Here is a 21,888-nt window from a genome sequence, read left to right on the forward strand (position 1 = left end):
ATTATTAACGAGTCAACCTTTTTTAGGACAACTCATTCCATTTACTCTTTCTGCTACTGCATTTTCATATGGATCGTATTCTTGCGTCATACTAATTAAAATATTGTTTTTCTTTAACAATTCGGTATACTCTTTACTACAATATTGTAAACCTCTATCAGAATGGTGAATGAGTTGATTTTTTGTTTCCCTGTTAATCAAAGCCATTTCTAAAGCTTTTACTGTAGTTGAACTCATTAAATTATCTGACAGTTGATAACCAACGATTTTCTTGGAACAAGCATCAGTGAGTAAATGCAAATAGTATGTTTTCTCTTTTGTTCGTAAATAAGTTATATCAGCAACCCAAACTTGCTCAGGTCTGTTAAGTACTAAATTGCTAATTAAATTTGGATAGCGTTTCATCCAATGTCGTGAGTTTGTTGTTTTGTAATATCTTCGAACTTTAGGTACTTGTAAATGTTCTGCTTTTAAAAAATCTAAGAAATTATCTCGACCAATTGATATATGATGTTTTGTAAATTCATCTTGTAACATTACATAAAGTTTCTTGCCACCTGTTCGGGGTAATTGCTTACGAATAGTAACGACTAAACTTCGTAATAATTCTGAGTTGTATTTAGGTGTTCTAACGTTTTTCTTTCGCTTGTAAAATGCTTGTTTTGTGTATCCAAACAGTTCGCATAACTCATAAATAGTCAATGAACTATTTACATTTATTTCTTCGACTGTTTGGAACCAGACTTTTTTACAATATCAATTTTAAGCTCACGTTCAGCTATTTCAATAAATCGTTTAAATACTTTTAATTCTTCTTCTTTTTTTGCTAATTGAGCTTCTAGCTCTTTTATACGCTGTTGTTGAGGATCTTTCATAGGACGACCAATAGTTAATTTATCTTCATAGGTAAATTTACCATATTTTTTTAACCATCTTGGTAGACAACTATTGCCTAGAATATTGTAACGTCTTCGAAGTTCTGCTTTTGTAAATAAACCCCTCTCAAATTCACTTACAACTTGACGTTTAAATGCTTCGCTATAAATTTGTGGGGCAATTGGAATTTTTGAAATTTTCTTTTTTGTTGACATATTAAGTAGTTTTTAGTCAACTTTTTTCAGGACAAGACATAAAAATAAAAAAACCGCCTAATTAGGCGGTTATATTTTTAGTCATCTGCAGATGTTCTCGTTTCTGTTTTAAACACTTGGAAGTTGAAAACAAATGTTCTATTTCTGAAACTAAAAGCAGAATAAGCAAAATGTTCATCTCTTGCAAATGCAGCTCTAGAAGGTACTATAATTACGCCTTGTAAGTTGTAGTTATCCGTGTCATTTAATTCACAACTTTGGAAATTTTTAATCGCTTCCTGGAAACCTTCCATTTCATAGAATGCTCTGGTTTTAGTCGTGCTATTGTCTGTATTGTATTTGTTTAGAACACTTGTTCTTACATGGAAATAAGCAGGGTCTATTTCTGGTGTTCCAGTAGTAATAATAGTGGTTCTAAAAGGATATTTAGAGTCAAATTTCACTACATTATCGCTTCCTTTTACAGCTACATACGTGTAAGTGTTGTGCATTAATTTTATTTTATCAGTAGCTACGATGGCTTTTCCATTGGGTGGAGTGTATCTGCTGATGTAAATTACTCCAGAATTTAGTTTTACGGGATTGTAATCAGATAGAGGTTTCTCATTATCATCTGTAGTAGAAGTACTGCTAAATGCTACGATATTTCCTCTAGAATCAAAATAGTTGTCTTTTAAAAATTTTTGAATGGCCTCATCATCATATGTATTCTGAGTTTCTATACTCACTTCTTCTGTAGTGCTGTTATTGTCATCATCATTATTACATGATGTGATAGCTAAAGAAGCTAAAGCAAGAAACAAAAATATTTTTTTCATAAGTTTTTTATCCTTTAGATTTGTTTAATTAAATTGCTCGATATTTTCAATAACTGCAAAAGTATAAATAAATTATGAGAATTGATAAATTTTTATGGAGTATTAGGTTTTACAAAACAAGAAATATCGCGGCCGAAGAAATTAAGAAAAATAGAGTTTCTATAGGAGAAAACACTGTAAAATCTTCCAAAGAAGTAAAAGAAGGAGACATTATCAAGATAAGAAAAAATCAAATCGACTATAAAATTAAGGTTTTACAAATTCCCAAAAGTAGAATAGGAGCCAAATTAGTTGCCCTTCATGTAGCAGACATGACCGAGAAAGAGCAATATGAATTGCTAAAACTCAGAAAAATGTCTCAGGATTATTATCGTACCAAAGGAGAAGGAAGGCCAACCAAAAAAGACAGAAGAGATATGGATGATTTCTTAGAAACAGACCATGATGAAACTTCTATGACAGAAGATGATTGGGATTCTTTCTTTAAGGATGTAGCTGAAGAATAGTAGTGATTTCCGCTACTATTTCTTCTGGCGTTTTATGGTTGGTATCTACAACGTATTGTGCTTTATTGTAAAAAATATTTCTCTCAAAAAGGTGTTTGGCGATAAATTCTGGTAAATCTTCGTCACTTATTCTCGCAATTAGTGGTCTTTTTTCTTTTTGTTTAGATAATCTTTGAACCAGTGTGCCAATATTTGCTCTGAGATAAATGGTGATAGAATTATTATTAAGGATTTCCATGTTATTATAATACACAGGAGTACCACCACCTAGACTGATGATGCAATTTTCTTGGGTTGCAAGTAGCTCTTCCAAAGTTTCTTTTTCTGACTTTCTAAAGTAGATTTCACCCTTTTTTTCAAAAATTTCGGGTATAGTCATGTTTTTTTTCTTAGAAATTTCTTTGTCGAGGTCAAAAATTTTAAAATTTATTTTTTCTCCCAATATTTTGGAAATGTGAGATTTACCGCTTCCCATGTAGCCTACAAGTGAAATAATCATAATTTTATTTTGCACAAAGTTCTTAAAAAATTTTGAGAATTTAAAAAAAGGCGTATCTTTGCACCACTTTTTAACAGAGATGTTAAGGAGACCTGGTAGCTCAGCTGGTAGAGCAATACACTTTTAATGTATGGGTCCTGGGTTCGAATCCCAGCCAGGTCACAACAAAATTCCGTATACCCTTTACGGATTTTTTTTGCCTACGTGGTGAAATTGGTAGACACGCCATCTTGAGGGGGTGGTTTCCTAAGGATGTGCTGGTTCGAGTCCAGTCGTAGGCACGAAGAGCAAAAAATAAAAACTTAGAAATTTTTTAAATTTCAAAGACCTGGTAGCTCAGCTGGTAGAGCAATACACTTTTAATGTATGGGTCCTGGGTTCGAATCCCAGCCAGGTCACAATTTACGAAAGTAAATTTTTTTCATATTAATATTTTGTGATTTGGTGTTTAAAAGCCTTCAAGGTAACTTGAAGGCTTTTTATTTTTTTTATCCTAAATGCATATTGTCTATTAATCTTACCGTGTCTGCATACGCTACTATAAATGCTCTGTATTTTTTATCTTCATCTATAGCATTTGCTTCTTTAAGCATTTCTTCATCTGCAATTACAAAATACTCTAACTCAAAATTAGAATTTCTAAAAATTTCTAGTACTCTTAGTTTTATTTCTTCTACAGAAAGCACTTTAAACCACTCTTTTGCTTTTACAAGTGTTTCGTAGATGATTGTTGCTTCTTTTCTTTGGGTTTCAGTAAGTCTTACATTTCTAGAGCTCATGGCAAGTCCATCTTCTTCTCTTAAAGTAGGAACTCCGTGAATTTTTACGGGTAGTTTTGATTTTTCTACCATTTTTTTGATAATGGCTAATTGTTGATAATCTTTTTCGCCAAAGTAAGCATTGTGGGGTTGTACTTGTCTGAAAAGTTCTTCTACGATGGTTCCTACTCCGTCAAAATGACCAGGTCTGTATTTGCCTTCCATTTCATTTTCTAAACCATCAAAATTATATTTTTTACTGTTCAGTCCATCTGGATACATTTCTTCTACATTAGGAACATAAACAGCGTCTACACCTGCTTTTTCTAAAAGTTCTAAGTCTTTTTCTAAGGTTTTCGGGTATTTTTGAAAATCATCTGGATTATTAAATTGGGTAGGATTTACAAAAATGGAAGAAATAACTTCGTCATTTTCTTTTTTGGCTGCTTTGTAAAGAGAAAGGTGACCTTGGTGAAGTGCGCCCATGGTTGGTGCAAAACCTATCTTTTTGCCCATTTCTCTCTGTCTTTCAACATAATCAATCAGTGTTTTTTTGCTTTTCAGAACTTTCATAAAAATTGTATTTAGGGTAAAGTTATAAAAAATTGTTAATTAAAAGAAATTCGGTTATTTTTTTGTATTTTTGCATAATTAACCGTCTTTGTATAGAGAAGAAAAAAATATTATGCCGAATCAAAAGATTTTATACGTCACCACAGAGATGTTTCCATATCAGGAAGATAGTAATATGGCGATGATGGTGAACAAGATGGCACTGAAGATGCACCAAGAAGGCAATGACGTAAGAGTTTTTATGCCGAGATTTGGATTTATCAGCGAGAGAAAATTTCAGTTGCATGAAGTGATTAGATTATCTGGAATGAATATCATTATCAATGATTTAGACCAGCCTTTAATCATAAAAGTTGCTTCTTTGCCAGGGGAAAGATTGCAGGTTTATTTCATAGATAATGAAGAATATTTCAAGAGAAAACAATATTATCAGGATGAAGAAAATCAACCGTTTGATGATAATGATGAGCGAGCAATTTTCTTTGCAAGAGGTGTAATCGAAACCATTAAAAAACTAAATTGGGTTCCAGATATTATCCATTTTAATGGATGGATGGCGTCATTTATCCCGATTTACCTTAAAAATTACTATAAGACAGATTCTTATTTTAACGATACTCAACTTGTACTTTCTGTGTACAATGAAAAAGATTTATCTCTAGGTGACAATATTACTGAAAAATTAAAGTTTGATAATATTGAAAACCTTAAAGCATTAGAAGAACCTACCATCCAAAGTTTTGTAATAGAAAGTATGAATTTGGTAGATACTATTGTAAAAGGAGATGAATTTTTAGAAGAAAAACTAGACAAAGCCTTTGAAGAATCTAAAACACCTAAAAACGAATATGTAGACGGCGGTTCTATAAGCGAAATTTACTAATCACAAATCACATATAATTACTTAAATGATAAAAGAAATTCAGAATATCTTTAGGCTATTTTTTATTTTATTTTCGGGAGCTGCTATTACAGTAGCTTGTGAATCTGAGCCAGACGAATTAGGAATGCAATTTTTCCAAAACGGTACAGCTCAAGGAACGGAAGCAAGTTTCGATGTAGTAGCCTATAATGTTTATAATAATGATGCGCTAGAAGCAGATAATGATAAACTTTCAGAAGCAACTTTAGGTGCCTTTGATGAGTCTAACTTCGGGATGCAGAAATCATCGTATGTTACCCAAGTAAGATTATCTTCTTATGATCCAGATTTTGGCGCTAATGCTGTAGTAGATTCTGTAGTTTTACAGATGAAACCTCTTTACCAAACTGCAACCGATTCTGTAGTGACTAAAACTTACGAAGATTATGTACATTCAGATAATATCGCTGCAAAAAAAGTAGTAACGAGTTATCCTATTAAAAAATACGGAAAAGCGAAAAGAAATTTTACCATCAACGTACATGAAGTTACAGATTTCTTATATTCTACAGAAACTAACTTTTATTCTAATCAACAAGTTAATACAGGAACTTTATTAGGAACTAAATCTTTTGATGGATTCATTAGATCTATTAAAATTACCAAAGACTCTGATAATTCTGAATTATTCAGCAGAGATGCAGGTTTAAGAATACCTTTAGATAAAGATTTTTTTCAATCTAAAATTATTGATAAAAAAGGTTCTTTTGAACTAAAAGATGTTGCAAGTTTTATTAGATATTTTAGAGGATTAAAGCTTTCTGTAGCAGAAAATGATGGTTATATTTTTAATTTCAATCCAAATGAATTATCAGTAACTATTTATTATAAATATGATAAAACAGAGAATAGTACTACCACAAGAACTCAAGGAAGTTATACACTAGATTTAGGTTCATCGAATGTTCATTTTAATCAAATTCAATATAATAGAAGTAATACATTTGTAAACCATGTTCCTAGTACTCCAAATACTAATGGTGATACTAAACTTTTCCTTCAAGGCATGGGAGGACCAGGCGCAGAAATTTTAATTCCTGATGCTACTATTGCACAACTAAAGAATTTATACAAAAATGAAAAGGTAGGATTACTTTCTGCTAAAATTAGACTGTATTCTGATGGTTCATTATGGAATAGTTCTTACTCAAAACCAGATACATTTACACCTGTTGTCAAAACAGTAGACACGGATAATAAAGTCACATATTCATTTTTCCCAGATAAAGATGTTTTTGCTTATTCAGGTGTTTACAAAATGGTAAAAGGCGTAGATTTAGATAAAAATCCTGCTTACTATGAAATAAGTATTACTCAGTTTGTTAAAAATATTATAGAAAAGGAAGAAGCGAATAAACCTATTTCTATTAATATAGGAAGCTTTCAAACTTCTAGTTCAACCGGAGCTCTTTTAGGAACAGAATATACAACTAAAGCGTATACTCCGAATAGAATTGTTTTAGTAGGATCTGATGCTAATAATACTCAATATAAGGCTCAATTAAAAATAATTTACTCAAAAAAATAAATAACTATGTGCGGAATTGTAGGTTATACAGGTTTTCAAGACGCTTATGATATCGTTATCAACGGCTTGAGAAGATTAGAATATAGAGGTTATGATAGTGCAGGAATTGTACTAGAAGATACAAATAATAGCTTCGAAGTTAAAAAAACAAAGGGTAAAGTTTCTGATTTAGTAGAAATTTCTGAGAATCTAAAAGCAACTTCTCATGTAGGAATGGGACATACAAGATGGGCCACTCACGGTGTTCCTAGCGATAGAAATTCTCACCCACATGTTTCAAATGATGGCAAAATTGCTCTTGTACATAATGGTATTATCGAAAATTATGATACGATTAAGACTATGCTTATAGGCAAAGGATTTACCTTTTCTTCTGAAACAGATACAGAAGTTCTTGTAAATCTTATCCAATATATATTAGATACCCAAAAAATTAATTTTTCCGAAGCAGTAAGATATGCTCTAAACGAAGTTTATGGGGCGTATGCAATTACTGTAATGCACAAGGATTATCCTGGCGTTTTAGTTGTAGGAAGACTAGGTTCTCCGCTTGCTATTGGTTTAGGAGATAAAGAGTATTTCATCGCATCGGATGCTTCTCCATTTGTGGAATTCACTAAAGAAGCAGTCTATTTAGAAGATGGACACATGGCTACTATTTCTCTAGAAAAAGGAGTAGAAATAAGAAGTATAAAAGAAAATGAAATAATAGAACCTGCCATCCAAGAGCTTAAATTATCATTAGAACAAATAGAAAAAGGAGGTTATGAACATTTCATGCTAAAAGAAATTTTTGAACAGCCAAAATCTATTCAAGATACATTAAGAGGTAGACTACTCGTAAATGAAGGCATTATTAAAATGGCCGGAATTTGGGATCACCTTGATAGAATTAATAAAGCAGAAAGAATCATCATCATTGCGTGTGGTACTTCTTGGCATGCTGGTTTAATCGGAGAATATCTTATCGAAGAATTTGCAAGAATTCCGGTAGAAGTAGAATATGCTTCAGAATTCAGATACAGAAATCCTATCATTACCGAAAAAGATATCGTAGTAGCTATTTCTCAATCAGGAGAAACTGCAGATTCAATGGCAGCGATTAAATTGGCTAAAGAAAAAGGAGCATTCATCTATGGAATTTGTAATGTAGTAGATTCATCTATTGCAAGATTCTCAGATGCAGGTTCTTATACTCATGCTGGTCCAGAGATTGGAGTGGCTTCTACCAAAGCATTTACAGCTCAATTAACAATTTTATCACTTATCGCCCTTAAATTAGGTAAGCATAACGGCAATCTAAGTAATGCAGAGTTTATGAGACTCATCACGGAGTTGGACAATATCCCGAAAAAAGTAGAAGAGGTTCTAAAATCTACACATGATTATGTGAAAGAAATTGCACATGATTTTGTGAATTCTACTAATTTCTTATACTTAGGTAGAGGATTTAATTTTCCTGCAGCATTAGAAGGAGCACTTAAATTGAAAGAGATTTCTTATATTCATGCAGAAGGTTATCCAGCAGCAGAAATGAAACATGGTCCTATTGCTTTGATAGACGAAAATATGCCAATTGTAATCATTGCTCCTAAAAAAGGTCATTATGATAAAATTGTAAGTAACGTTCAAGAAATTAAAGCCAGAAAAGGTAAGGTAATCGCTGTGGTAAATTATGGAGATGAGCAAGTAGCTTCAATGGCAGATTATGTAATAGAAATTCCGGAAACTTCAGAATGTTTCTCTCCAATAGTAGCATCTATTCCGTTACAATTATTAGCTTACTACATTGCCGTTTATAGAGGTGCAAACGTAGACCAACCAAGAAATCTTGCAAAATCTGTAACAGTAGAATAAATTTTTAATCAAATACAAAATATTTTACTTTAATTTTCGTTTAAAAAAAATCTTAAAGATTTGTTAAAAAAAAAATTAATTATATATTTACCGCTTTAAACTATAATAGTATAATGAAAAGAATGTTTCTTTTGATGCTTGCAGCATCTTTTGTGGTTTCATGTTCTAAAGGTGGAGGAAGAGCAAGCTCTGGAAAACCAGACTCTAGAGGAGAATTGGTGCCGAAAGAAAGTAAAAAATCTTTTGTTGCACAAAGACCTTTTGGGATGGTGGCCATTCCAGGTGGTTCATTCGTGATGGGGCAAGGTGATGCAGATTATACAGGAACTCCAGAAAAAGCGCCACTAAAAACAGTTACCGTTTCTTCATTTTTTATGGATGAATCAGAGGTAACCAATTCAGAGTACAGACTCTTCGTAAACTATGTAAGAGACTCTATTGCAAGAACATTATTAGCAGAAGCTGCAGGTGATGATACTAATGATGATGGAATAGGAAGATATGCTTTTTTAGCAAAAAAGGCGGGCGAAGATGCGAATGCTTACCAGAAGTATTTAGAATCGCAAGGAGACAGAGATGGTTACAATGATTCTAAAAAATTAGATTGGAAAGCTCCATTATACTGGAAAACTAGTCAATATCCAGACGATAAATATGCAGAAGTAATGGAATCTCTTTACTTGCCACCAGCTAAAAGAATTAATAATGAAAGACTTCTAGATACTCAGAAATTAAAATATTCTTATGAGTGGGAAGATATTGCTACAGCTGTAAAAGATAATAACAGAAGTGCAAAATACCTTAAAAAAGAAAGCATAGCCGTTTATCCAGATACTACAGTTTGGGTTAAAGATTTCAACTATGCTTATAATGAGCCTTTATTTGATAGATATTTTTGGCATAAAGCATATAAGGATTATCCTGTAGTAGGAGTAACTTGGGATCAAGCAAGAGCTTTTTGTGATTATAAAACGAAAGCAAAAAGAGATTATGTAAAATCTGGTAAAAAAAGAGGAGATGCTCCAATGAAATTTAGATTGCCAACAGAAGCAGAATGGGAATATGCTGCAAGAGGTGGTTTAGAAAATGCAACTTATCCTTGGGGTGGTCCTTATCTTACAGATGATAGAGGTTGTTATTTAGCAAACTTTAAACCGAAAAGAGGAAATTATATAGAAGACGAAAAGAAAGGAACATATCCTTATACCGCTCCTGTAAAAAAATTCCATAGAAATGGTTTTGGGCTTTATGATATGGCAGGAAATGTTGCAGAATGGACAGAGTCGCCTTACAGTAATTCAACCTATCAATTTTCGTCTACTCTGAATCCTTATTTATCAAATCAAGCTTATAGAGAGGTAAAAAAATCTGTGAGAGGAGGTTCTTGGAAGGATGTAGGTTATCTTTTAATGACAGGATACAGAGATTGGGAAAGAAAAGATTCTGCTAGAAGTTATATAGGTTTTAGAACAATACAAGATATTCCTGCAGGAACAGTCCAGATTAGAAGAACAAGTAAATAAAAATTAAAAACTAAATTATCAAAAACTATAAAAATCAAAGGTATGATTGGGAATCCGTTTAAAACTAAAGACACAACTTTAAATTTTATATATTCAGCAGGAGCTGCTGTTGTAATTTTAGGAGCATTATTTAAGTTAAATCACTGGAATATTGGACCATTAACTGGGTCTTGGATTCTGGCAATCGGCTTAGGTGTAGAAGCTTTAATTTTCTTAATTTTCGCATTTGACGCTCCAAAAGAAGAAGCAACATACGCTTGGGAAAATGTTTATCCAGAATTATTAGATGCAGATGCTCAGCCTAAAGCTAGAAAAGTAGCTGCAGTAGAAACTTCTGATTTAGACGTTACCTTGTCAAATAAATTAAATAAAATGTTAGCTGATGCTAAACTAGATGTAGAATTATTCGAAAGACTAAAAACAGGAATTGATAAATTCTCAACTTCTGTAGAACAAATTAATTCTACGGTAGATGTTTCTCAAGCTACTTCTAAGTATAATGATCAATTAACTTTAGCTACAAGTCATCTGGAAAGTATGAATGCATTATATGCACTACAATTAGAGCATGGTAAAGCACAAAGCGAAATGAGTAAAAAGTATGTAGAAGATATTCAAAAATCTGCAGACCAATCTCAGAAATTTAACGAGGAATTAGCAGGTCTTACATCTAATTTAAATAATCTTAATAGAGTTTACGGAGGTATGCTTTCTGCAATGAAAGCTTAATTTTCTTTCAATATTTTAATCAATAAAAATTTTAAAAAAGAATTAAAATGGCAAAAGGAAAACAAACACCTCGTCAGAAAATGATTAACTTGATGTATCTGGTTTTCATTGCTATGCTTGCAATGCAGATAGACCAAGAAATCATAAGGTCATACCAAGATACTAATCAATCTCTTACAGATTCTAGAAAATCTTCAGAAGAGAAAAACAGTATTTTCGAAATTACCCTAAAACAAAAAGCTGATAATTCACCTGAAACTTTTGGTTTGGTAAGTCAACAATACCAAGGAATGAAGTCAAAAGCTGATGAGTTAGTTGGTTTTATTGAATCAATTAAAGGACAACTGAAAACGGAAGCAGGTTTTGATGCTAACAAAACTGTAGAAGATAATTTTTCTTCTCTAAACAATACAGATGCTGTAACTAAAAAGTTCTTTAAAGGCGGTGATGCTGAGTTGCCATCTAATAATTCTGAGGAATTAAAAACTAGAATGACCGCTCTTCAAAATTATATTATTCAAAATTTTGGAAACAATAAAGATTTAGTTTCTGTAGTTGAAAGAGCTAAAGAGAGATTGTCTACTGATGACGCACTTTATAAAAATCAAGGAAAAAATTGGATACAATATAAATTTTATAATCAGCCTTTAATTGCTGCGCTCTCTAACTTAGAAGTTATTCAGTCAGAAGCGAGAAACTTACAATCAGATGCTCTTTCTTTAATGTTAAGAGAAAAAGTAGATGCAGATATCAAATTTGATGCTTTCGAAGCGGTAGTTGCTGCTCCAGATGTAATTATTCAAGGAGAACCAGCTGAAGCAAAAGTATTCATTGGTACTTATGATAGCAATTTACCAGGATTTGGTGTTGCTGGTGCAGACAGAACAGAAAACGGAATTGGTTATAAATCATTAGTTTCTTCTACTCCAGGTGAATATACTTTTAATGGCGTAGTTTCATTTAACGATGCTAATGGTAAAAAATTAGAATATAAATTCTCTCATCCATATAGAGTAGTTTCAGGAGCTAAAGAGGTAGCCTTCGAAAGTGGAGCTTTATTATCTGCTGATAAAATGAACGTTTTATACCGTGGAGTGCAGAACCCTATTTCTGGTTCTATCCTTGGTGCTGATAATAGCCAAACTACACTTACAGCAACTGGCGGAACGGTTACTAAAAAAGGAGGTGGTTCTTGGGTAGTAACTCCAGGTTCAGGAAATACTACTACATTAACCATTTCTGGAAAAGGACCAAAAGGTCAAGTAATTACTCAGAAATTTGAGTTTAGAATTAAAAATGTACCAAGACCACAAGGACAAATTAGAGGGGAAAATGAACTTACAATGCCAGCAAGTTCTATCGCAAATCAAACTGTAGGAGCAGGAATCCCTGATTTTGATTTCCCAGTTACATTTGAGGTTACTGGTTTTAAATTTAAAGTTCCAGGTAGAGCAGCAATGTTTATAAACGGAAATTCATTAAGCTCAGTTGCTAGTCTTACTAAGAATTTAAGAACAGGTGATATTTGTTACATCGCTGACATTCAAGCTACTGCTTCAGGTTTGGGAGGGCAGACACTCAAGAAAATCAGCCCAGTTGTAATAAATGTTCAATAATTTAGTTATTAAGAATATACATATCATATCATTAAAATGAAAAAGATTTTAATTTTACTATTAGCATTAAGTGTTTTTTCTGTAGACGCGCAGACGAAGAGAAGAACTACGAAGAAGACTGCTAAAAAAACTACTGTTGCTAAAAAAGAAACTCTAGCAGCTAAAGTAGTAACTTCTACTCCAACTACTAATGTTAATATTGAAGTTACGCCACAACCAAAAGAAGAGCTAGAACCGATTAACTCACTTTCTATTCTAAATGCTAAATCACCTGAAGCATTTAGAGTATACAGAGATATGGGAAAAGTTAAAAAAGGAGATTCTATAGTTTCTTCTAGAAATGTACCCCTTAGTTATGGTTATATTGACGAAAAAGATGTACTAAGAAGTATGGTCGTTTGGGAAATCATAGATATGAATGAAAAGATTAATCAACCATTTTATCATAATGCAGACGGTATAGTTTCTAGTAATAAATCCCTTTATCAATTACTGATAGAAAATATTATGAGTGGGAAGATTAAAGAAGTTTATGATGATGAAATGTTCATGACCAAATTGTCTCCAGAAGCAATTAAACAAAGACTTTCAATTACTAAAGAATCAGATTGGTTAATTGATAAAAGAAATGCTGGAGAAAAACTTACACCAGAAGACATCAAAGCTGGAACAGATGTTATTGAAACCAAAACCGAAAACGTAAAACTTCTTAAAATTAAAGGAATGTGGTACGTAGACAGAAGAGATGGTCAAATGAAATACAGACTTCTAGGTATTGCTGCGATGGGACCAGATCCTACCATGATGGCAGAAAAAACTGCAGACGGAGTTTCGTTAGGTAATAAAGATGAATTGATTGATCTTTTCTGGGTTTTCTATCCAGATGCTAGAGAAGTTCTTGCAAATTCTGTAGTTTTCAATAGTAAAAACTTATCTTCAGATTTAACCTATGATGATATTCTTAATGCTAGAAGATTTTCTTCAATTATTTATAAATCAGATAATGGTTTAGGTACAGGAATTATCAAAGACTATATTCCTAATGATGCTGAAGAACAATTAGAAGAATCTGACAGAATTAAAAATCAAATTCTAGAAATGGAAAACGATATGTGGAATTATTAATCCAAATAACCTTATTTAAACAAAAAACCTAAGTATCTTTGCTTAGGTTTTTTTATTGACAATTTATGACGAAATCCGTAGAATATATTATCGTAGGAGATGGTTATGCAGCAATGTTTTTAGCGCATCAATTCATTAAAAATAATAAATCATTTTTACTTTTTACCGAAGGCAAAAAAAGTGCATCAATGGTTTCTGCTGGAATGATAAATCCTGCGGTTCTTAAACGTTTTACCACGTTTTGGTTGGCGCAAGAACAAATCGATTCTCTTAAAAATACCATGACCGAAATTGAGCAATATACAGGTCAAAATTACTTGATAGAAAAACCTATTCTAAGAGTTTTTCATGACGAAAAAGAAAAAGAATTATGGCTGAAAAAATCAGATGACGAAAGTTTAAAACCTTTCCTTTCTAAAGATTTTGTAAAACTAAATTCTGTCAAAAATCCATTTGAATGTGGAGTTGTGAATCAATCGGCTCGGTTAGATGTAAGTGGTTTTTTCACAGATATGATGAACTTTTTAGAAAATCAAAATTATCTTATCAAAGAAAAATTTGATTATCAGTTATTGAAACCAAATGATTCTACCTACAAAGATATTTCGTTTAAAAAAATAATCTTTGCCGAAGGAATGGCGGTTAAAGAAAACCCATTTTTCTCAGAAATTCCAGTACATCAGAATAAAGGTCATCATTTAGAAGTTCAACTTTCTGTGCCTTTAGAAGATGATTTTACCATTAAAAAGAAGCATTTTATTTTTCCATTTAACAACGGGAATTATTATTACGGCGGAACGTATTACCGCGAACAAATCCATCATAAAATAGACGATGCTGCGGTAGAAAAACTTACCAATGCTTTAGCAGAGTTTTATCCTCATGATTTCGAAGTAAAAGAGGTGAAATTTGGCTTTAGACCTACTGTTAAAGATAGAAGGCCGATTTTAGGAAATCATCCAGAATTTGGCAACTTATATGTGTTTAACGGATTGGGAGCAAGAGGAATTCTCAATGGAAATTATTTCTCCATTAACCTTTACCATCATTTAGAAAACGGTGAAGAAATTCATCCAGAAGTAGATTTAAAAAGATTTCAATAAAAATATTATATTTGTTCAAAACAAAAAATGAAAAATACTTTAAAACTAATAACAGCTTTCTTAATAGTCTTGTCATGTAGTAGAGATACAGATAATGGAGACCAATTTGCTTCCCAATATTTTGGAATTTATACAGAAGTAAATCCGGTTTCAGGTAGAACAAGAATTGATTTTAATGAAGGGAATAAATTAACTGTAATGAATAATCCAAATAGCAATTGGGGAACACCTTATGCGTTCAAAATTTCTGGAAACTCTATAACCTTAACTACAATTGGTGGGCAAGTGAAAACCATTTATTTTAAACAGGTTTCTTCCACTAAATTTGAAATAGGAGATGTAAATCCAGATGATATGGATACTTCAAATATGATTTTTCAAAAATAAAAAATCCGCAATAGTTAGACTGCACCCAAAAGTTTAGACAAAATTAAACAATATTTTCAAAGGAAAGAGTTCGGTACTGTACCGGACTCTTTCCTTTGAGATTGAGTCTTATTCTATCATTGTTGTAATAGTGAATGTACTTCACTATTTCCATCTTAAGTTCCTGAATGGAACCAAACTTTCTGGCATAAAACATTTCTGATTTTATCGTTCCAAAAAAGTTTTCTATCACCGCATTGTCCAAACAGTTTCCTTTTCGGGACATACTTTGAATAATACCTTTTTCTTTTAACAAGTTTTGGTAATGTTTCATTTGATATTGCCAACCTTGATCAGAATGTAGAATGATGTTTTGTGTAGATTTTACTTTTCTGAATGATTTCTTTAGCATTCTGATGATTTGGCTAAACACAGGTCTTTCAGATAAGTCAAAACTGACAATTTCACCATTAAATAAATCGATGATTGGAGATAGATAAAGTTTATTACCCGATACATTAAACTCTGTAACATCGGTTGCCCATTTCTGATTAGGAGTGTCCGATTTGAAATTCCTCTGTAGAACATTGGGCGCAATTTTCCCTTGCTCTCCCTTGTAAGATTTATATTTCTTCACTCGGATAATACTCTTTAAACCTAATATTTTCATAAGTCGTAAAACAGTTTTGTGATTAATCAAAATTCCTTTTTCTTTCAAAAGCAAAGTAATTCTTCTATAGCCCAACCTTCCTTTGTGACGATGATAAATCTGCTTAATCATTTCTTTTATTTCCGCATATTTATCTTTCATTTGAAAGCGTTTTTGATAGTAATAAAAACTGCTTCTTGCCATCGATGTACAATGCAGTAGTACTGCTAAATCAAAGTCCTGCCTTAACTCTTCGATGGCTTTGGATTTTTCCTTTCCTGAATTAAGGCGTCTAACTTTTTTAAAATGGCGTTCTCGGCTTCTAAATAATAAATCCTCTCCAACAGTTCTTCCTCCCTTGTTAAGGGTTTGCCTGTTTTCTTTTTTTTTCGCGTGTAATTACTCATGGTTTTAGGTCTTCCTCTGGGTATGTTTTCTAAACCTAAAATACCATTTTTTTTGTAATTACGCTGCCAACTAAGAATACTGGACTCCGCAGGAATATTAAACCTTCTCGACGCTTCTTTTAAACTTAAATTCTCTTTCTCAATTACTGATAAAATCTTTAATTTAAAATCTTTTGTGTAATGCGTATTGGAAAGCCGAACAAGTCCTGAAACTCCATAAAGTTCATAAAATTTTATCCATTTACGAACCAAGGAACCACAAACTCCAATGCGTTTTCCTAAATCGTCTGTTCCAATATCCCCTTTGTGATATCTCTTTATAGCTTTTAATTTAAAGTCTAATGAATATTTACTTTTCCCCATAAAAAATGCCCCTAAAAAGTGTCTAACTTTTTGGGGGCAGTCCAAGTTTGCGGATTTTTTGCAGAAAGGAAGGGAAAACCACCTATTCTGAAAACCCTTTATTTATAGGACTTTTTTAATAATGTAATATCAATACTTCACCTAATTACTCACCTATTAATTTGTAGGTTTTTGGTTCATTTTGATAGAGTAAATTTACAAAATTTGGTTTAACTTATCACTATGTTTTGTGATTAATCTGTGATTATTTCTAATACTTTTTCTATTTCTAGACCTGTGTATTGGCAGAATTCTTCTATGGTAATGAATTGGTGTGGAGGTCTGCTTAATGAAGCTTTAATTTTGGCGATAAGTGTGCGTGAATAGGTTTCACTTTTGCCTGTAATTTTCATTACGTCTTTTGGGTAGATGCACAGCCTAAAAAATCTTTTTTTCATACACTATCTATGCTTTTGATATGGAGTTGACTTAGGTGTGGTATACTGATATCAAATTTAATTATTTTCTAAATACACTAATTCTTATAATAAGCTCTAAATCCGCTAAAAATTGTGTTTGCAACAGAAAGTATCGTTTTCCGCTAAATGTGGGTAAAACCGCTTTATTATTTGCTTTGGGAGGTTAAATTCTCAAATTTTGTCATGTGAATTCGCGAAGGTTTGAACAGGTGAACCTCATCATCTGAAAAATAAATCTAGTAAAAAGTAAAAAAATGGCAAGACAAAAAAGTATTATCAAGTTAGATGGTACCATTGGTGGTATCACCTTTTACAAATCTAAAGATGGCTACCTCGCAAGAGAGAAAGGCGGTGTTTCGGCGGAAAGAATTAAAAATGACCCTACCTTCCAGAGAACCCGAGAAAATGGTTCAGAATTCGGGAGAGCGGGGAATTCTGGGAAGGTTCTCAGAAATGCAGTTCGTCCGCTTTTGTTAAGAGCTTCTGATTCCAGAATGGTAAGCAGATTGACCAAAGAAATGGTTAAGGTTATCCAAATGGATCAAACCAATCCTAGAGGAGCTCGAAACGTGATTGATGGCGAAGCTATCCTTTTAGATGGTTTTGACTTCAATATCAATGGGAAGTTGGGAAACACGCTTTTCGCACCGAAAACGGTGGATATCACGAGAACCAGTGGTTTATGCCAAGTAAACATTCCAGCTTTTACGCCAACGGTGATGATTGCCGCTCCTGGAGGAACTACTCATTTCAAAATTGTAACAGCTGCAGCTGCAGTGGATTTTGAAAATGGTGTTTTTGAAACTCAGATGAATGAGTCTCCAGTTCAAGCGTGGAATGAAACGGCAACGGACGAATTCATTTTGGATAATGAATTGACTCCGAATAGCCCTCACCCCATCTTCTTGTTTTTGGGAGTAGAATTCTTCCAAGAAGTGAATGGAGAAAAATACCCATTGAAAAATGGAGCTTTCAACGCATTGTCGATTGTGAAAGTAGATACACCAGTGTAAAATTTACATGGAAATCGTATTGGAAAGGATGTATTTTCCCGAAGGAACGAACGGCGTTTTAAGCCTAAACGGCAAAGAAATTTGTAAAACGATAGAATTGCCTTGGCGAAATAATAAAGCTCGAGTTTCGTGTATTCCAGAGGGAAAATACAAAATCCGAAAGCGTTTTAGTGCAAAGTTTAAGTGGCACTTGGAGTTGATCAATGTAAAAAATAGAAAATACATTCTTTTACATCCAGCCAATAACGCTTTGAAGGAGTTGAATGGTTGTATTGCTCCAGTAAGTCAAATTACAGGAGAAGGTAGAGGAAATGAATCAAGAAAGGCTTTTGAGAAGCTCAAAAATTTGATTTTTCCTTATCTAGAGAATGGTTTTGTAGTAGAACTCATTGTTACCAAAAAAAATATTAAATAATTTTCTTTTCCCCGACCCTGACTTCGACGACGCTCAGTCACCAGACTTCGACGACGCTCAGTCACCATGGGAGGAAAATTTGAAAGAAAAATTTTTGCCCCAACCCTAAAGGGTGAAATTTTTCTTTATTGTAAAGGGAGGAAAATTTCTAAAAAATAAAATAGTATGAAAAAATTAGTGCAAAGAATTCAGGAACCAACGCCAAAGTTTTTCCGCAAGCTTAGAAACATTGGTTTAGCCTTAACAGCTGTAAGTAGCGTTATTGTGACGGCTCCTGTTTCGCTACCAGCTTTGGTGGTGAGTGTAGCAGGATATTTGGCAGTAGCTGGAGGCATTGCTTCGGCGGTAAGTCAAGCTGCAGTATATCGTGATGATTAGCATTTTTGGTCGATGGGTATTCATTTTATATTGATTTGTTATGAATTACGTGGATAACTCGACAAAATTTAGCACTGCATTTGGGACGGTTTTAAGTATATTTGTTAACCTACAAGCCGAAGATATTCTGAAGACCATCATTCTTGGATTTTTGGGTGGTGTATCGAGTTTTGTAGCAACACTTTTGGTTAAGAGATTACTCCAAATGATGAAAAAAAAACCTAATCCTTAGTTGTGGTGACTATTTGGATAAAAAAGAGCCTCTCCGAGTTGGACTGCCCCCAAAAAGTTAGACACTTTTTAGGGGCATTTTTTATGGGGAAAAGTAAATATTCAGTAGACTTTAAATTAAAAGCTATAAAGAGATATCACAAAGGGGATATTGGAACAGACGATTTAGGAAAACGCATTGGAGTTTGTGGTTCCTTGGTTCGTAAATGGATAAAATTTTATGAACTTTATGGAGTTTCAGGACTTGTTCGGCTTTCCAATACGCATTACACAAAAGATTTTAAATTAAAGATTTTATCAGTAATTGAGAAAGAGAATTTAAGTTTAAAAGAAGCGTCGAGAAGGTTTAATATTCCTGCGGAGTCCAGTATTCTTAGTTGGCAGCGTAATTATAAAAAAAATGGTATTTTAGGTTTAGAAAACAGACCCAGAGGAAGACCTAAAACCATGAGTAATTACAAGCGAAAAAAAAAGAAAACAGGCAAACCCTTAACAAGGGAGGAAGAACTGTTGGAGAGGATTTATTATTTAGAAGCCGAGAACGCCATTTTAAAAAAGTTAGAAGCCTTAATTCAGGAAAGGAAAAATCCAAAGCCATCGAAGAGTTAAGGCAGGACTTTGATTTAGCAGTACTGCTGAATTGTACATCGATGGCAAGAAGCAGTTTTTATTACTATCGAAAACGCTTTCAAATGAAAGATAAATATGCGGAAATAAAAGAAATGATTAAGCAGGTTTATCATCGTCACAAAGGAAGGTTGGGCTATAGAAGAATTACTTTGCTTTTGAAAGAAAAAGGAATTTTGATTAATCACAAAACTGTTTTACGACTTATGAAAATATTAGGTTTAAAGAGTATTATCCGAGTGAAGAAATATAAATCTTACAAGGGAGAGCAAGGGAAAATTGCGCCCAATGTTCTACAGAGGAATTTCAAATCGGACACTCCTAATCAGAAATGGGCAACCGATGTTACAGAGTTTAATGTATCGGGTAATAAACTTTACCTATCTCCAATCATCGATTTATTTAATGGTGAAATTGTCAGTTTTGACTTATCTGAAAGACCTGTGTTTAGCCAAATCATCAGAATGCTAAAGAAATCATTCAGAAAAGTAAAATCTACACAGAACATCATTCTACATTCTGATCAAGGTTGGCAATATCAAATGAAAGCTTATCAAAATATATTAAAAGAAAAAGGTATTATTCAAAGTATGTCCCGAAAAGGAAACTGTTTGGACAATGCGGTGATAGAAAACTTTTTTGGAACGATAAAATCAGAAATGTTTTATACCAGAAAGTTTGGTTCCATTCAGGAACTTAAGAAGGAAATAGTGAAGTACATTCACTATTACAACAATGATAGAATAAGACTCAATCTCAAAGGAAAGAGTCCGGTACAGTACCGAACTCTTTCCTTTGAAAATATTGTTTAATTTTGTCTAAACTTTTGGGTGCAGTCTAAGTTGGAGAGGCTTTTTCGTTTATAAAATTTGGTAGAAAATTTTATCAATCTTGAAAAATTAAAAAACTTCCCGAAGGAAGTTTTAAAAATTTACATCGATAAATAGTAACGTCTAACTAAACTATCACGAAGTTCTTTTACTGCTTTAGCCTGCTGTTCAATTTTCTTTTCTAGTTCCCATGTAGATTTGATTTTAAGTGTCATTTCTGGGTTTTGGGAGGATTTTTCAAGAGCTGGAATAATAAAATTGCGCATCAGTGTTTTTAGTTCAGAAATACGAAGCATTTCAATAACACTTCCGCACAAGTAAGGATGGAAAAAGCCATGTTTCCAGAGGGCGTAAAATGTCCAGTAAACATTTTCCATTTCTTCTAAGCTGCTGCAGTATAAAATAAAGCAGTTCGGACAAGGTTCTTGGAGCGGTTTTCCTGCATTTCTGCCACGGTTAAGAATAAAAATTGCGGTTTTTGGCGTAGCCTGTTGTACATCGTATGTACGTACTTTGAAATTTTGCATAACTCGGGATTTAATGATTCGACTATGCTCATCAACCCTGCTTCGCAGGAAAATTTCTAAAAGAAAAAAAAGGAAAAAAAAGAAAGTGTTCAATTCTACAGGAGGGAAAATGCGATGCAATATTTTTTTGAAAAAAGTATGGGCGTTTTTTGCTTTTCACGAACATAGTTTTTTCAAAAAACCCTTTATGGGCTAGATATTGTCAGCGCATTTTCCCGGACGTATACCTTTACTTTCTTTTTTTTTATTTTTTGCCGAGGGTCGGCATCCTATTTTTTGACGAAAACGCTTGAAAAATGTGCACGTTCTTTTGATAACAACACTAAATGGGAAGGAGTGGCAAAGACAGTGGTGTGCCCTTAGGATTAGGTGAGGGAAAAGCACACGACTGTGCGCGGTTCCTTAGTCAGCGCATGTGAGGCAGGAATGAAACGGACCTATTTCCGTGAAAGGGAATGCCGAACATGGGCTGCAGGAACTTGGGAAGCGGTGGAAATTGGGAATGGTGCTGGAAAAACGGGGTAAACACTTCGTGCAGAAAATGGTGGTGTAGAAAAATTCAACTAGGTAAAAACGTAAAAAGATGACAGACAGTGATAAGCGGAGGTAAAGACAGTGGTATTCTAGCTGAAAAAAATTGCTTTTTGTTGGCGTTATCAGATGGCGCAGAGCATAGACCATATAAAAGACTTTGACTACTATTATGCTTTGTGCCGTCTGATAATATAGCGGAGGGCAAAAGTGATTTTTTCAGCTCTAATACTACTGTGCGCGGTACTGGAAGCTGACCAATGACCAAAAAATCTTTTTCTTTTTCTAAAGATTTTTTTTGGCAGTGGTTTGCTGGAGGTACTGGAAAAAGAGAAAACGAATGCACCATTTTCTGCCCTTCGACTCCGCTCAGGGTAAACTCCTAAGCTTTGGAGGGGATTAGAAGGTGTTCTTTGTGGGACTGCACTACTAAATTATAACCAAG

At 33.3% G+C, this 21,888-nt stretch carries 22 protein-coding genes, 3 tRNA genes and 1 pseudogene; 18 read left to right on the plus strand and 8 right to left on the minus strand.

Going from position 1 to position 21,888, the window contains the following annotated elements; all coding sequences use genetic code 11:
* Positions 1 to 33 precede the first annotated feature (33 nt).
* Positions 34 to 1,091: pseudogene (locus KKQ79_RS13845) on the minus strand (IS3 family transposase); the annotation flags it as partial.
* Positions 1,092 to 1,168: 77 nt separating this feature from the next.
* Positions 1,169 to 1,909 (minus strand): hypothetical protein, encoded by a 741-nt coding sequence (locus KKQ79_RS01195; RefSeq protein WP_213188609.1) that lies wholly within the window; start codon positions 1,907 to 1,909, stop codon positions 1,169 to 1,171.
* 74 nt (positions 1,910 to 1,983) lie between these two features.
* On the opposite strand from KKQ79_RS01195, the gene KKQ79_RS01200 reads away from it, so the two are divergent.
* Positions 1,984 to 2,415 carry an RNA-binding S4 domain-containing protein gene (locus tag KKQ79_RS01200; RefSeq protein ID WP_213188610.1) on the plus strand — a complete coding sequence of 144 codons (432 nt, stop codon included), beginning with the start codon at positions 1,984 to 1,986 and terminating at the stop codon, positions 2,413 to 2,415.
* Here the strand turns inward: KKQ79_RS01200 and KKQ79_RS01205 are convergent.
* The gene (locus tag KKQ79_RS01205) at positions 2,393 to 2,914 is read right to left on the minus strand and encodes a shikimate kinase (RefSeq protein WP_213188611.1); all 522 of its coding nucleotides are present in this window, start codon (positions 2,912 to 2,914) and stop codon (positions 2,393 to 2,395) included. The genes KKQ79_RS01200 and KKQ79_RS01205 overlap by 23 nt on opposite strands.
* Before the next feature lie 89 nt (positions 2,915 to 3,003).
* On the opposite strand from KKQ79_RS01205, the gene KKQ79_RS01210 reads away from it, so the two are divergent.
* From KKQ79_RS01210 to KKQ79_RS01220, 3 genes are all read left to right on the plus strand, one after another.
* Positions 3,004 to 3,076 (plus strand) — tRNA-Lys (locus KKQ79_RS01210).
* A gap of 36 nt (positions 3,077 to 3,112) precedes the next feature.
* Positions 3,113 to 3,195: transfer RNA gene (locus tag KKQ79_RS01215), tRNA-Leu, on the plus strand.
* 44 nt (positions 3,196 to 3,239) lie between these two features.
* Positions 3,240 to 3,312: transfer RNA gene (locus KKQ79_RS01220), tRNA-Lys, on the plus strand.
* A gap of 90 nt (positions 3,313 to 3,402) precedes the next feature.
* On the opposite strand, the gene panC is transcribed toward KKQ79_RS01220, so the two are convergent.
* Positions 3,403 to 4,245: a pantoate--beta-alanine ligase gene (gene panC, locus KKQ79_RS01225; protein WP_213188612.1), complete on the minus strand. Its 843-nt coding sequence runs from the start codon at positions 4,243 to 4,245 to the stop codon at positions 3,403 to 3,405.
* A gap of 112 nt (positions 4,246 to 4,357) precedes the next feature.
* On the opposite strand from panC, the gene KKQ79_RS01230 reads away from it, so the two are divergent.
* From KKQ79_RS01230 to KKQ79_RS01270, 9 genes are all read left to right on the plus strand, one after another.
* Positions 4,358 to 5,128, plus strand: coding sequence for a glycogen/starch synthase (locus tag KKQ79_RS01230; protein WP_213188613.1), 771 nt, complete (start codon positions 4,358 to 4,360; stop codon positions 5,126 to 5,128).
* 25 nt (positions 5,129 to 5,153) lie between these two features.
* The gene (locus KKQ79_RS01235) at positions 5,154 to 6,695 is read left to right on the plus strand and encodes a DUF4270 domain-containing protein (protein WP_213188614.1); all 1,542 of its coding nucleotides are present in this window, start codon (positions 5,154 to 5,156) and stop codon (positions 6,693 to 6,695) included.
* A gap of 6 nt (positions 6,696 to 6,701) precedes the next feature.
* Positions 6,702 to 8,552 (plus strand): glutamine--fructose-6-phosphate transaminase (isomerizing), encoded by a 1,851-nt coding sequence (gene glmS, locus KKQ79_RS01240; RefSeq protein WP_104793370.1) that lies wholly within the window; start codon positions 6,702 to 6,704, stop codon positions 8,550 to 8,552.
* A gap of 113 nt (positions 8,553 to 8,665) precedes the next feature.
* On the plus strand, positions 8,666 to 10,075 hold the full coding sequence (porK, locus tag KKQ79_RS01245; protein ID WP_213188615.1) for a T9SS ring complex lipoprotein PorK/GldK: 1,410 nt from the start codon (positions 8,666 to 8,668) through the stop codon (positions 10,073 to 10,075).
* Between the two features lie 42 nt (positions 10,076 to 10,117).
* A complete protein-coding gene (porL, locus tag KKQ79_RS01250) occupies positions 10,118 to 10,804 on the plus strand; it encodes a type IX secretion system motor protein PorL/GldL (RefSeq protein ID WP_213188616.1) in 687 nt (228 codons plus the stop codon).
* 47 nt (positions 10,805 to 10,851) lie between these two features.
* Positions 10,852 to 12,420 carry a type IX secretion system motor protein PorM/GldM gene (porM, locus tag KKQ79_RS01255; RefSeq protein ID WP_213188617.1) on the plus strand — a complete coding sequence of 523 codons (1,569 nt, stop codon included), beginning with the start codon at positions 10,852 to 10,854 and terminating at the stop codon, positions 12,418 to 12,420.
* Positions 12,421 to 12,456: 36 nt separating this feature from the next.
* Entirely contained in the window at positions 12,457 to 13,545 is a 1,089-nt protein-coding gene (porN, locus tag KKQ79_RS01260) for a type IX secretion system ring subunit PorN/GldN (protein WP_213188618.1), read from the plus strand.
* Between the two features lie 65 nt (positions 13,546 to 13,610).
* A complete protein-coding gene (locus KKQ79_RS01265) occupies positions 13,611 to 14,648 on the plus strand; it encodes an NAD(P)/FAD-dependent oxidoreductase (protein ID WP_213188619.1) in 1,038 nt (345 codons plus the stop codon).
* A gap of 27 nt (positions 14,649 to 14,675) precedes the next feature.
* Positions 14,676 to 15,035 carry a hypothetical protein gene (locus KKQ79_RS01270; RefSeq protein ID WP_213188620.1) on the plus strand — a complete coding sequence of 120 codons (360 nt, stop codon included), beginning with the start codon at positions 14,676 to 14,678 and terminating at the stop codon, positions 15,033 to 15,035.
* 43 nt (positions 15,036 to 15,078) lie between these two features.
* Here KKQ79_RS01270 and KKQ79_RS01275 read toward each other — a convergent pair.
* Both KKQ79_RS01275 and KKQ79_RS01280 read right to left on the minus strand, forming a co-directional pair.
* Positions 15,079 to 16,433, minus strand: a protein-coding gene (locus KKQ79_RS01275) for an IS3 family transposase (protein ID WP_213190656.1) whose coding sequence is annotated in 2 segments (ribosomal slippage) — positions 15,079 to 15,959 and positions 15,959 to 16,433 — 1,356 coding nt in all. Because the reading frame shifts where the segments join, the coding sequence is not laid out codon by codon here.
* A gap of 233 nt (positions 16,434 to 16,666) precedes the next feature.
* Positions 16,667 to 16,870 carry a hypothetical protein gene (locus tag KKQ79_RS01280; protein ID WP_213188621.1) on the minus strand — a complete coding sequence of 68 codons (204 nt, stop codon included), beginning with the start codon at positions 16,868 to 16,870 and terminating at the stop codon, positions 16,667 to 16,669.
* Positions 16,871 to 17,145: 275 nt separating this feature from the next.
* On the opposite strand from KKQ79_RS01280, the gene KKQ79_RS01285 reads away from it, so the two are divergent.
* From KKQ79_RS01285 to KKQ79_RS01305, 5 genes are all read left to right on the plus strand, one after another.
* Entirely contained in the window at positions 17,146 to 17,904 is a 759-nt protein-coding gene (locus KKQ79_RS01285) for a hypothetical protein (protein ID WP_213188622.1), read from the plus strand.
* Between the two features lie 7 nt (positions 17,905 to 17,911).
* Positions 17,912 to 18,319: a DUF5675 family protein gene (locus KKQ79_RS01290; RefSeq protein ID WP_213188623.1), complete on the plus strand. Its 408-nt coding sequence runs from the start codon at positions 17,912 to 17,914 to the stop codon at positions 18,317 to 18,319.
* 165 nt (positions 18,320 to 18,484) lie between these two features.
* Positions 18,485 to 18,697, plus strand: coding sequence for a hypothetical protein (locus tag KKQ79_RS01295; RefSeq protein ID WP_213188624.1), 213 nt, complete (start codon positions 18,485 to 18,487; stop codon positions 18,695 to 18,697).
* 40 nt (positions 18,698 to 18,737) lie between these two features.
* Positions 18,738 to 18,929: a hypothetical protein gene (locus KKQ79_RS01300; RefSeq protein ID WP_104793489.1), complete on the plus strand. Its 192-nt coding sequence runs from the start codon at positions 18,738 to 18,740 to the stop codon at positions 18,927 to 18,929.
* 83 nt (positions 18,930 to 19,012) lie between these two features.
* Positions 19,013 to 20,367, plus strand: a protein-coding gene (locus tag KKQ79_RS01305) for an IS3 family transposase (RefSeq protein ID WP_213190657.1) whose coding sequence is annotated in 2 segments (ribosomal slippage) — positions 19,013 to 19,487 and positions 19,487 to 20,367 — 1,356 coding nt in all. Because the reading frame shifts where the segments join, the coding sequence is not laid out codon by codon here.
* Positions 20,368 to 20,486: 119 nt separating this feature from the next.
* Here the strand turns inward: KKQ79_RS01305 and KKQ79_RS01310 are convergent.
* On the minus strand, positions 20,487 to 20,912 hold the full coding sequence (locus tag KKQ79_RS01310) for a DUF6943 family protein (protein ID WP_213188625.1): 426 nt from the start codon (positions 20,910 to 20,912) through the stop codon (positions 20,487 to 20,489).
* Between the two features lie 559 nt (positions 20,913 to 21,471).
* Entirely contained in the window at positions 21,472 to 21,792 is a 321-nt protein-coding gene (locus tag KKQ79_RS01315) for a hypothetical protein (protein ID WP_213188626.1), read from the minus strand.
* Positions 21,793 to 21,888 lie beyond the last annotated feature (96 nt).

Source organism: Cloacibacterium caeni, assembly GCF_907163125.1.
GTDB lineage: Bacteria > Bacteroidota > Bacteroidia > Flavobacteriales > Weeksellaceae > Cloacibacterium > Cloacibacterium caeni_B.

Bases quoted from the DNA above. Each gene is read 5' to 3' on its own strand.
- KKQ79_RS01280 (WP_213188621.1), bottom strand. From the start codon at position 16,870: ATGAAAAAAAGATTTTTTAGGCTGTGCATCTACCCAAAAGACGTAATG.
- KKQ79_RS01285 (WP_213188622.1), top strand. From the start codon at position 17,146: ATGGCAAGACAAAAAAGTATTATCAAGTTAGATGGTACCATTGGTGGT.
- porM (WP_213188617.1), top strand. From the start codon at position 10,852: ATGGCAAAAGGAAAACAAACACCTCGTCAGAAAATGATTAACTTGATG.
- glmS (WP_104793370.1), top strand. From the start codon at position 6,702: ATGTGCGGAATTGTAGGTTATACAGGTTTTCAAGACGCTTATGATATC.
- KKQ79_RS01295 (WP_213188624.1), top strand. From the start codon at position 18,485: ATGAAAAAATTAGTGCAAAGAATTCAGGAACCAACGCCAAAGTTTTTC.
- porN (WP_213188618.1), top strand. From the start codon at position 12,457: ATGAAAAAGATTTTAATTTTACTATTAGCATTAAGTGTTTTTTCTGTA.
- panC (WP_213188612.1), bottom strand. From the start codon at position 4,245: ATGAAAGTTCTGAAAAGCAAAAAAACACTGATTGATTATGTTGAAAGA.
- porL (WP_213188616.1), top strand. From the start codon at position 10,118: ATGATTGGGAATCCGTTTAAAACTAAAGACACAACTTTAAATTTTATA.
- KKQ79_RS01230 (WP_213188613.1), top strand. From the start codon at position 4,358: ATGCCGAATCAAAAGATTTTATACGTCACCACAGAGATGTTTCCATAT.
- KKQ79_RS01200 (WP_213188610.1), top strand. From the start codon at position 1,984: ATGAGAATTGATAAATTTTTATGGAGTATTAGGTTTTACAAAACAAGA.
- KKQ79_RS01205 (WP_213188611.1), bottom strand. From the start codon at position 2,914: ATGATTATTTCACTTGTAGGCTACATGGGAAGCGGTAAATCTCACATT.
- KKQ79_RS01310 (WP_213188625.1), bottom strand. From the start codon at position 20,912: ATGCAAAATTTCAAAGTACGTACATACGATGTACAACAGGCTACGCCA.
- KKQ79_RS01290 (WP_213188623.1), top strand. From the start codon at position 17,912: ATGGAAATCGTATTGGAAAGGATGTATTTTCCCGAAGGAACGAACGGC.
- KKQ79_RS01195 (WP_213188609.1), bottom strand. From the start codon at position 1,909: ATGAAAAAAATATTTTTGTTTCTTGCTTTAGCTTCTTTAGCTATCACA.
- porK (WP_213188615.1), top strand. From the start codon at position 8,666: ATGAAAAGAATGTTTCTTTTGATGCTTGCAGCATCTTTTGTGGTTTCA.
- KKQ79_RS01315 (WP_213188626.1), bottom strand. From the start codon at position 21,792: ATGGTGCATTCGTTTTCTCTTTTTCCAGTACCTCCAGCAAACCACTGC.
- KKQ79_RS01270 (WP_213188620.1), top strand. From the start codon at position 14,676: ATGAAAAATACTTTAAAACTAATAACAGCTTTCTTAATAGTCTTGTCA.
- KKQ79_RS01235 (WP_213188614.1), top strand. From the start codon at position 5,154: ATGATAAAAGAAATTCAGAATATCTTTAGGCTATTTTTTATTTTATTT.
- KKQ79_RS01300 (WP_104793489.1), top strand. From the start codon at position 18,738: ATGAATTACGTGGATAACTCGACAAAATTTAGCACTGCATTTGGGACG.
- KKQ79_RS01265 (WP_213188619.1), top strand. From the start codon at position 13,611: ATGACGAAATCCGTAGAATATATTATCGTAGGAGATGGTTATGCAGCA.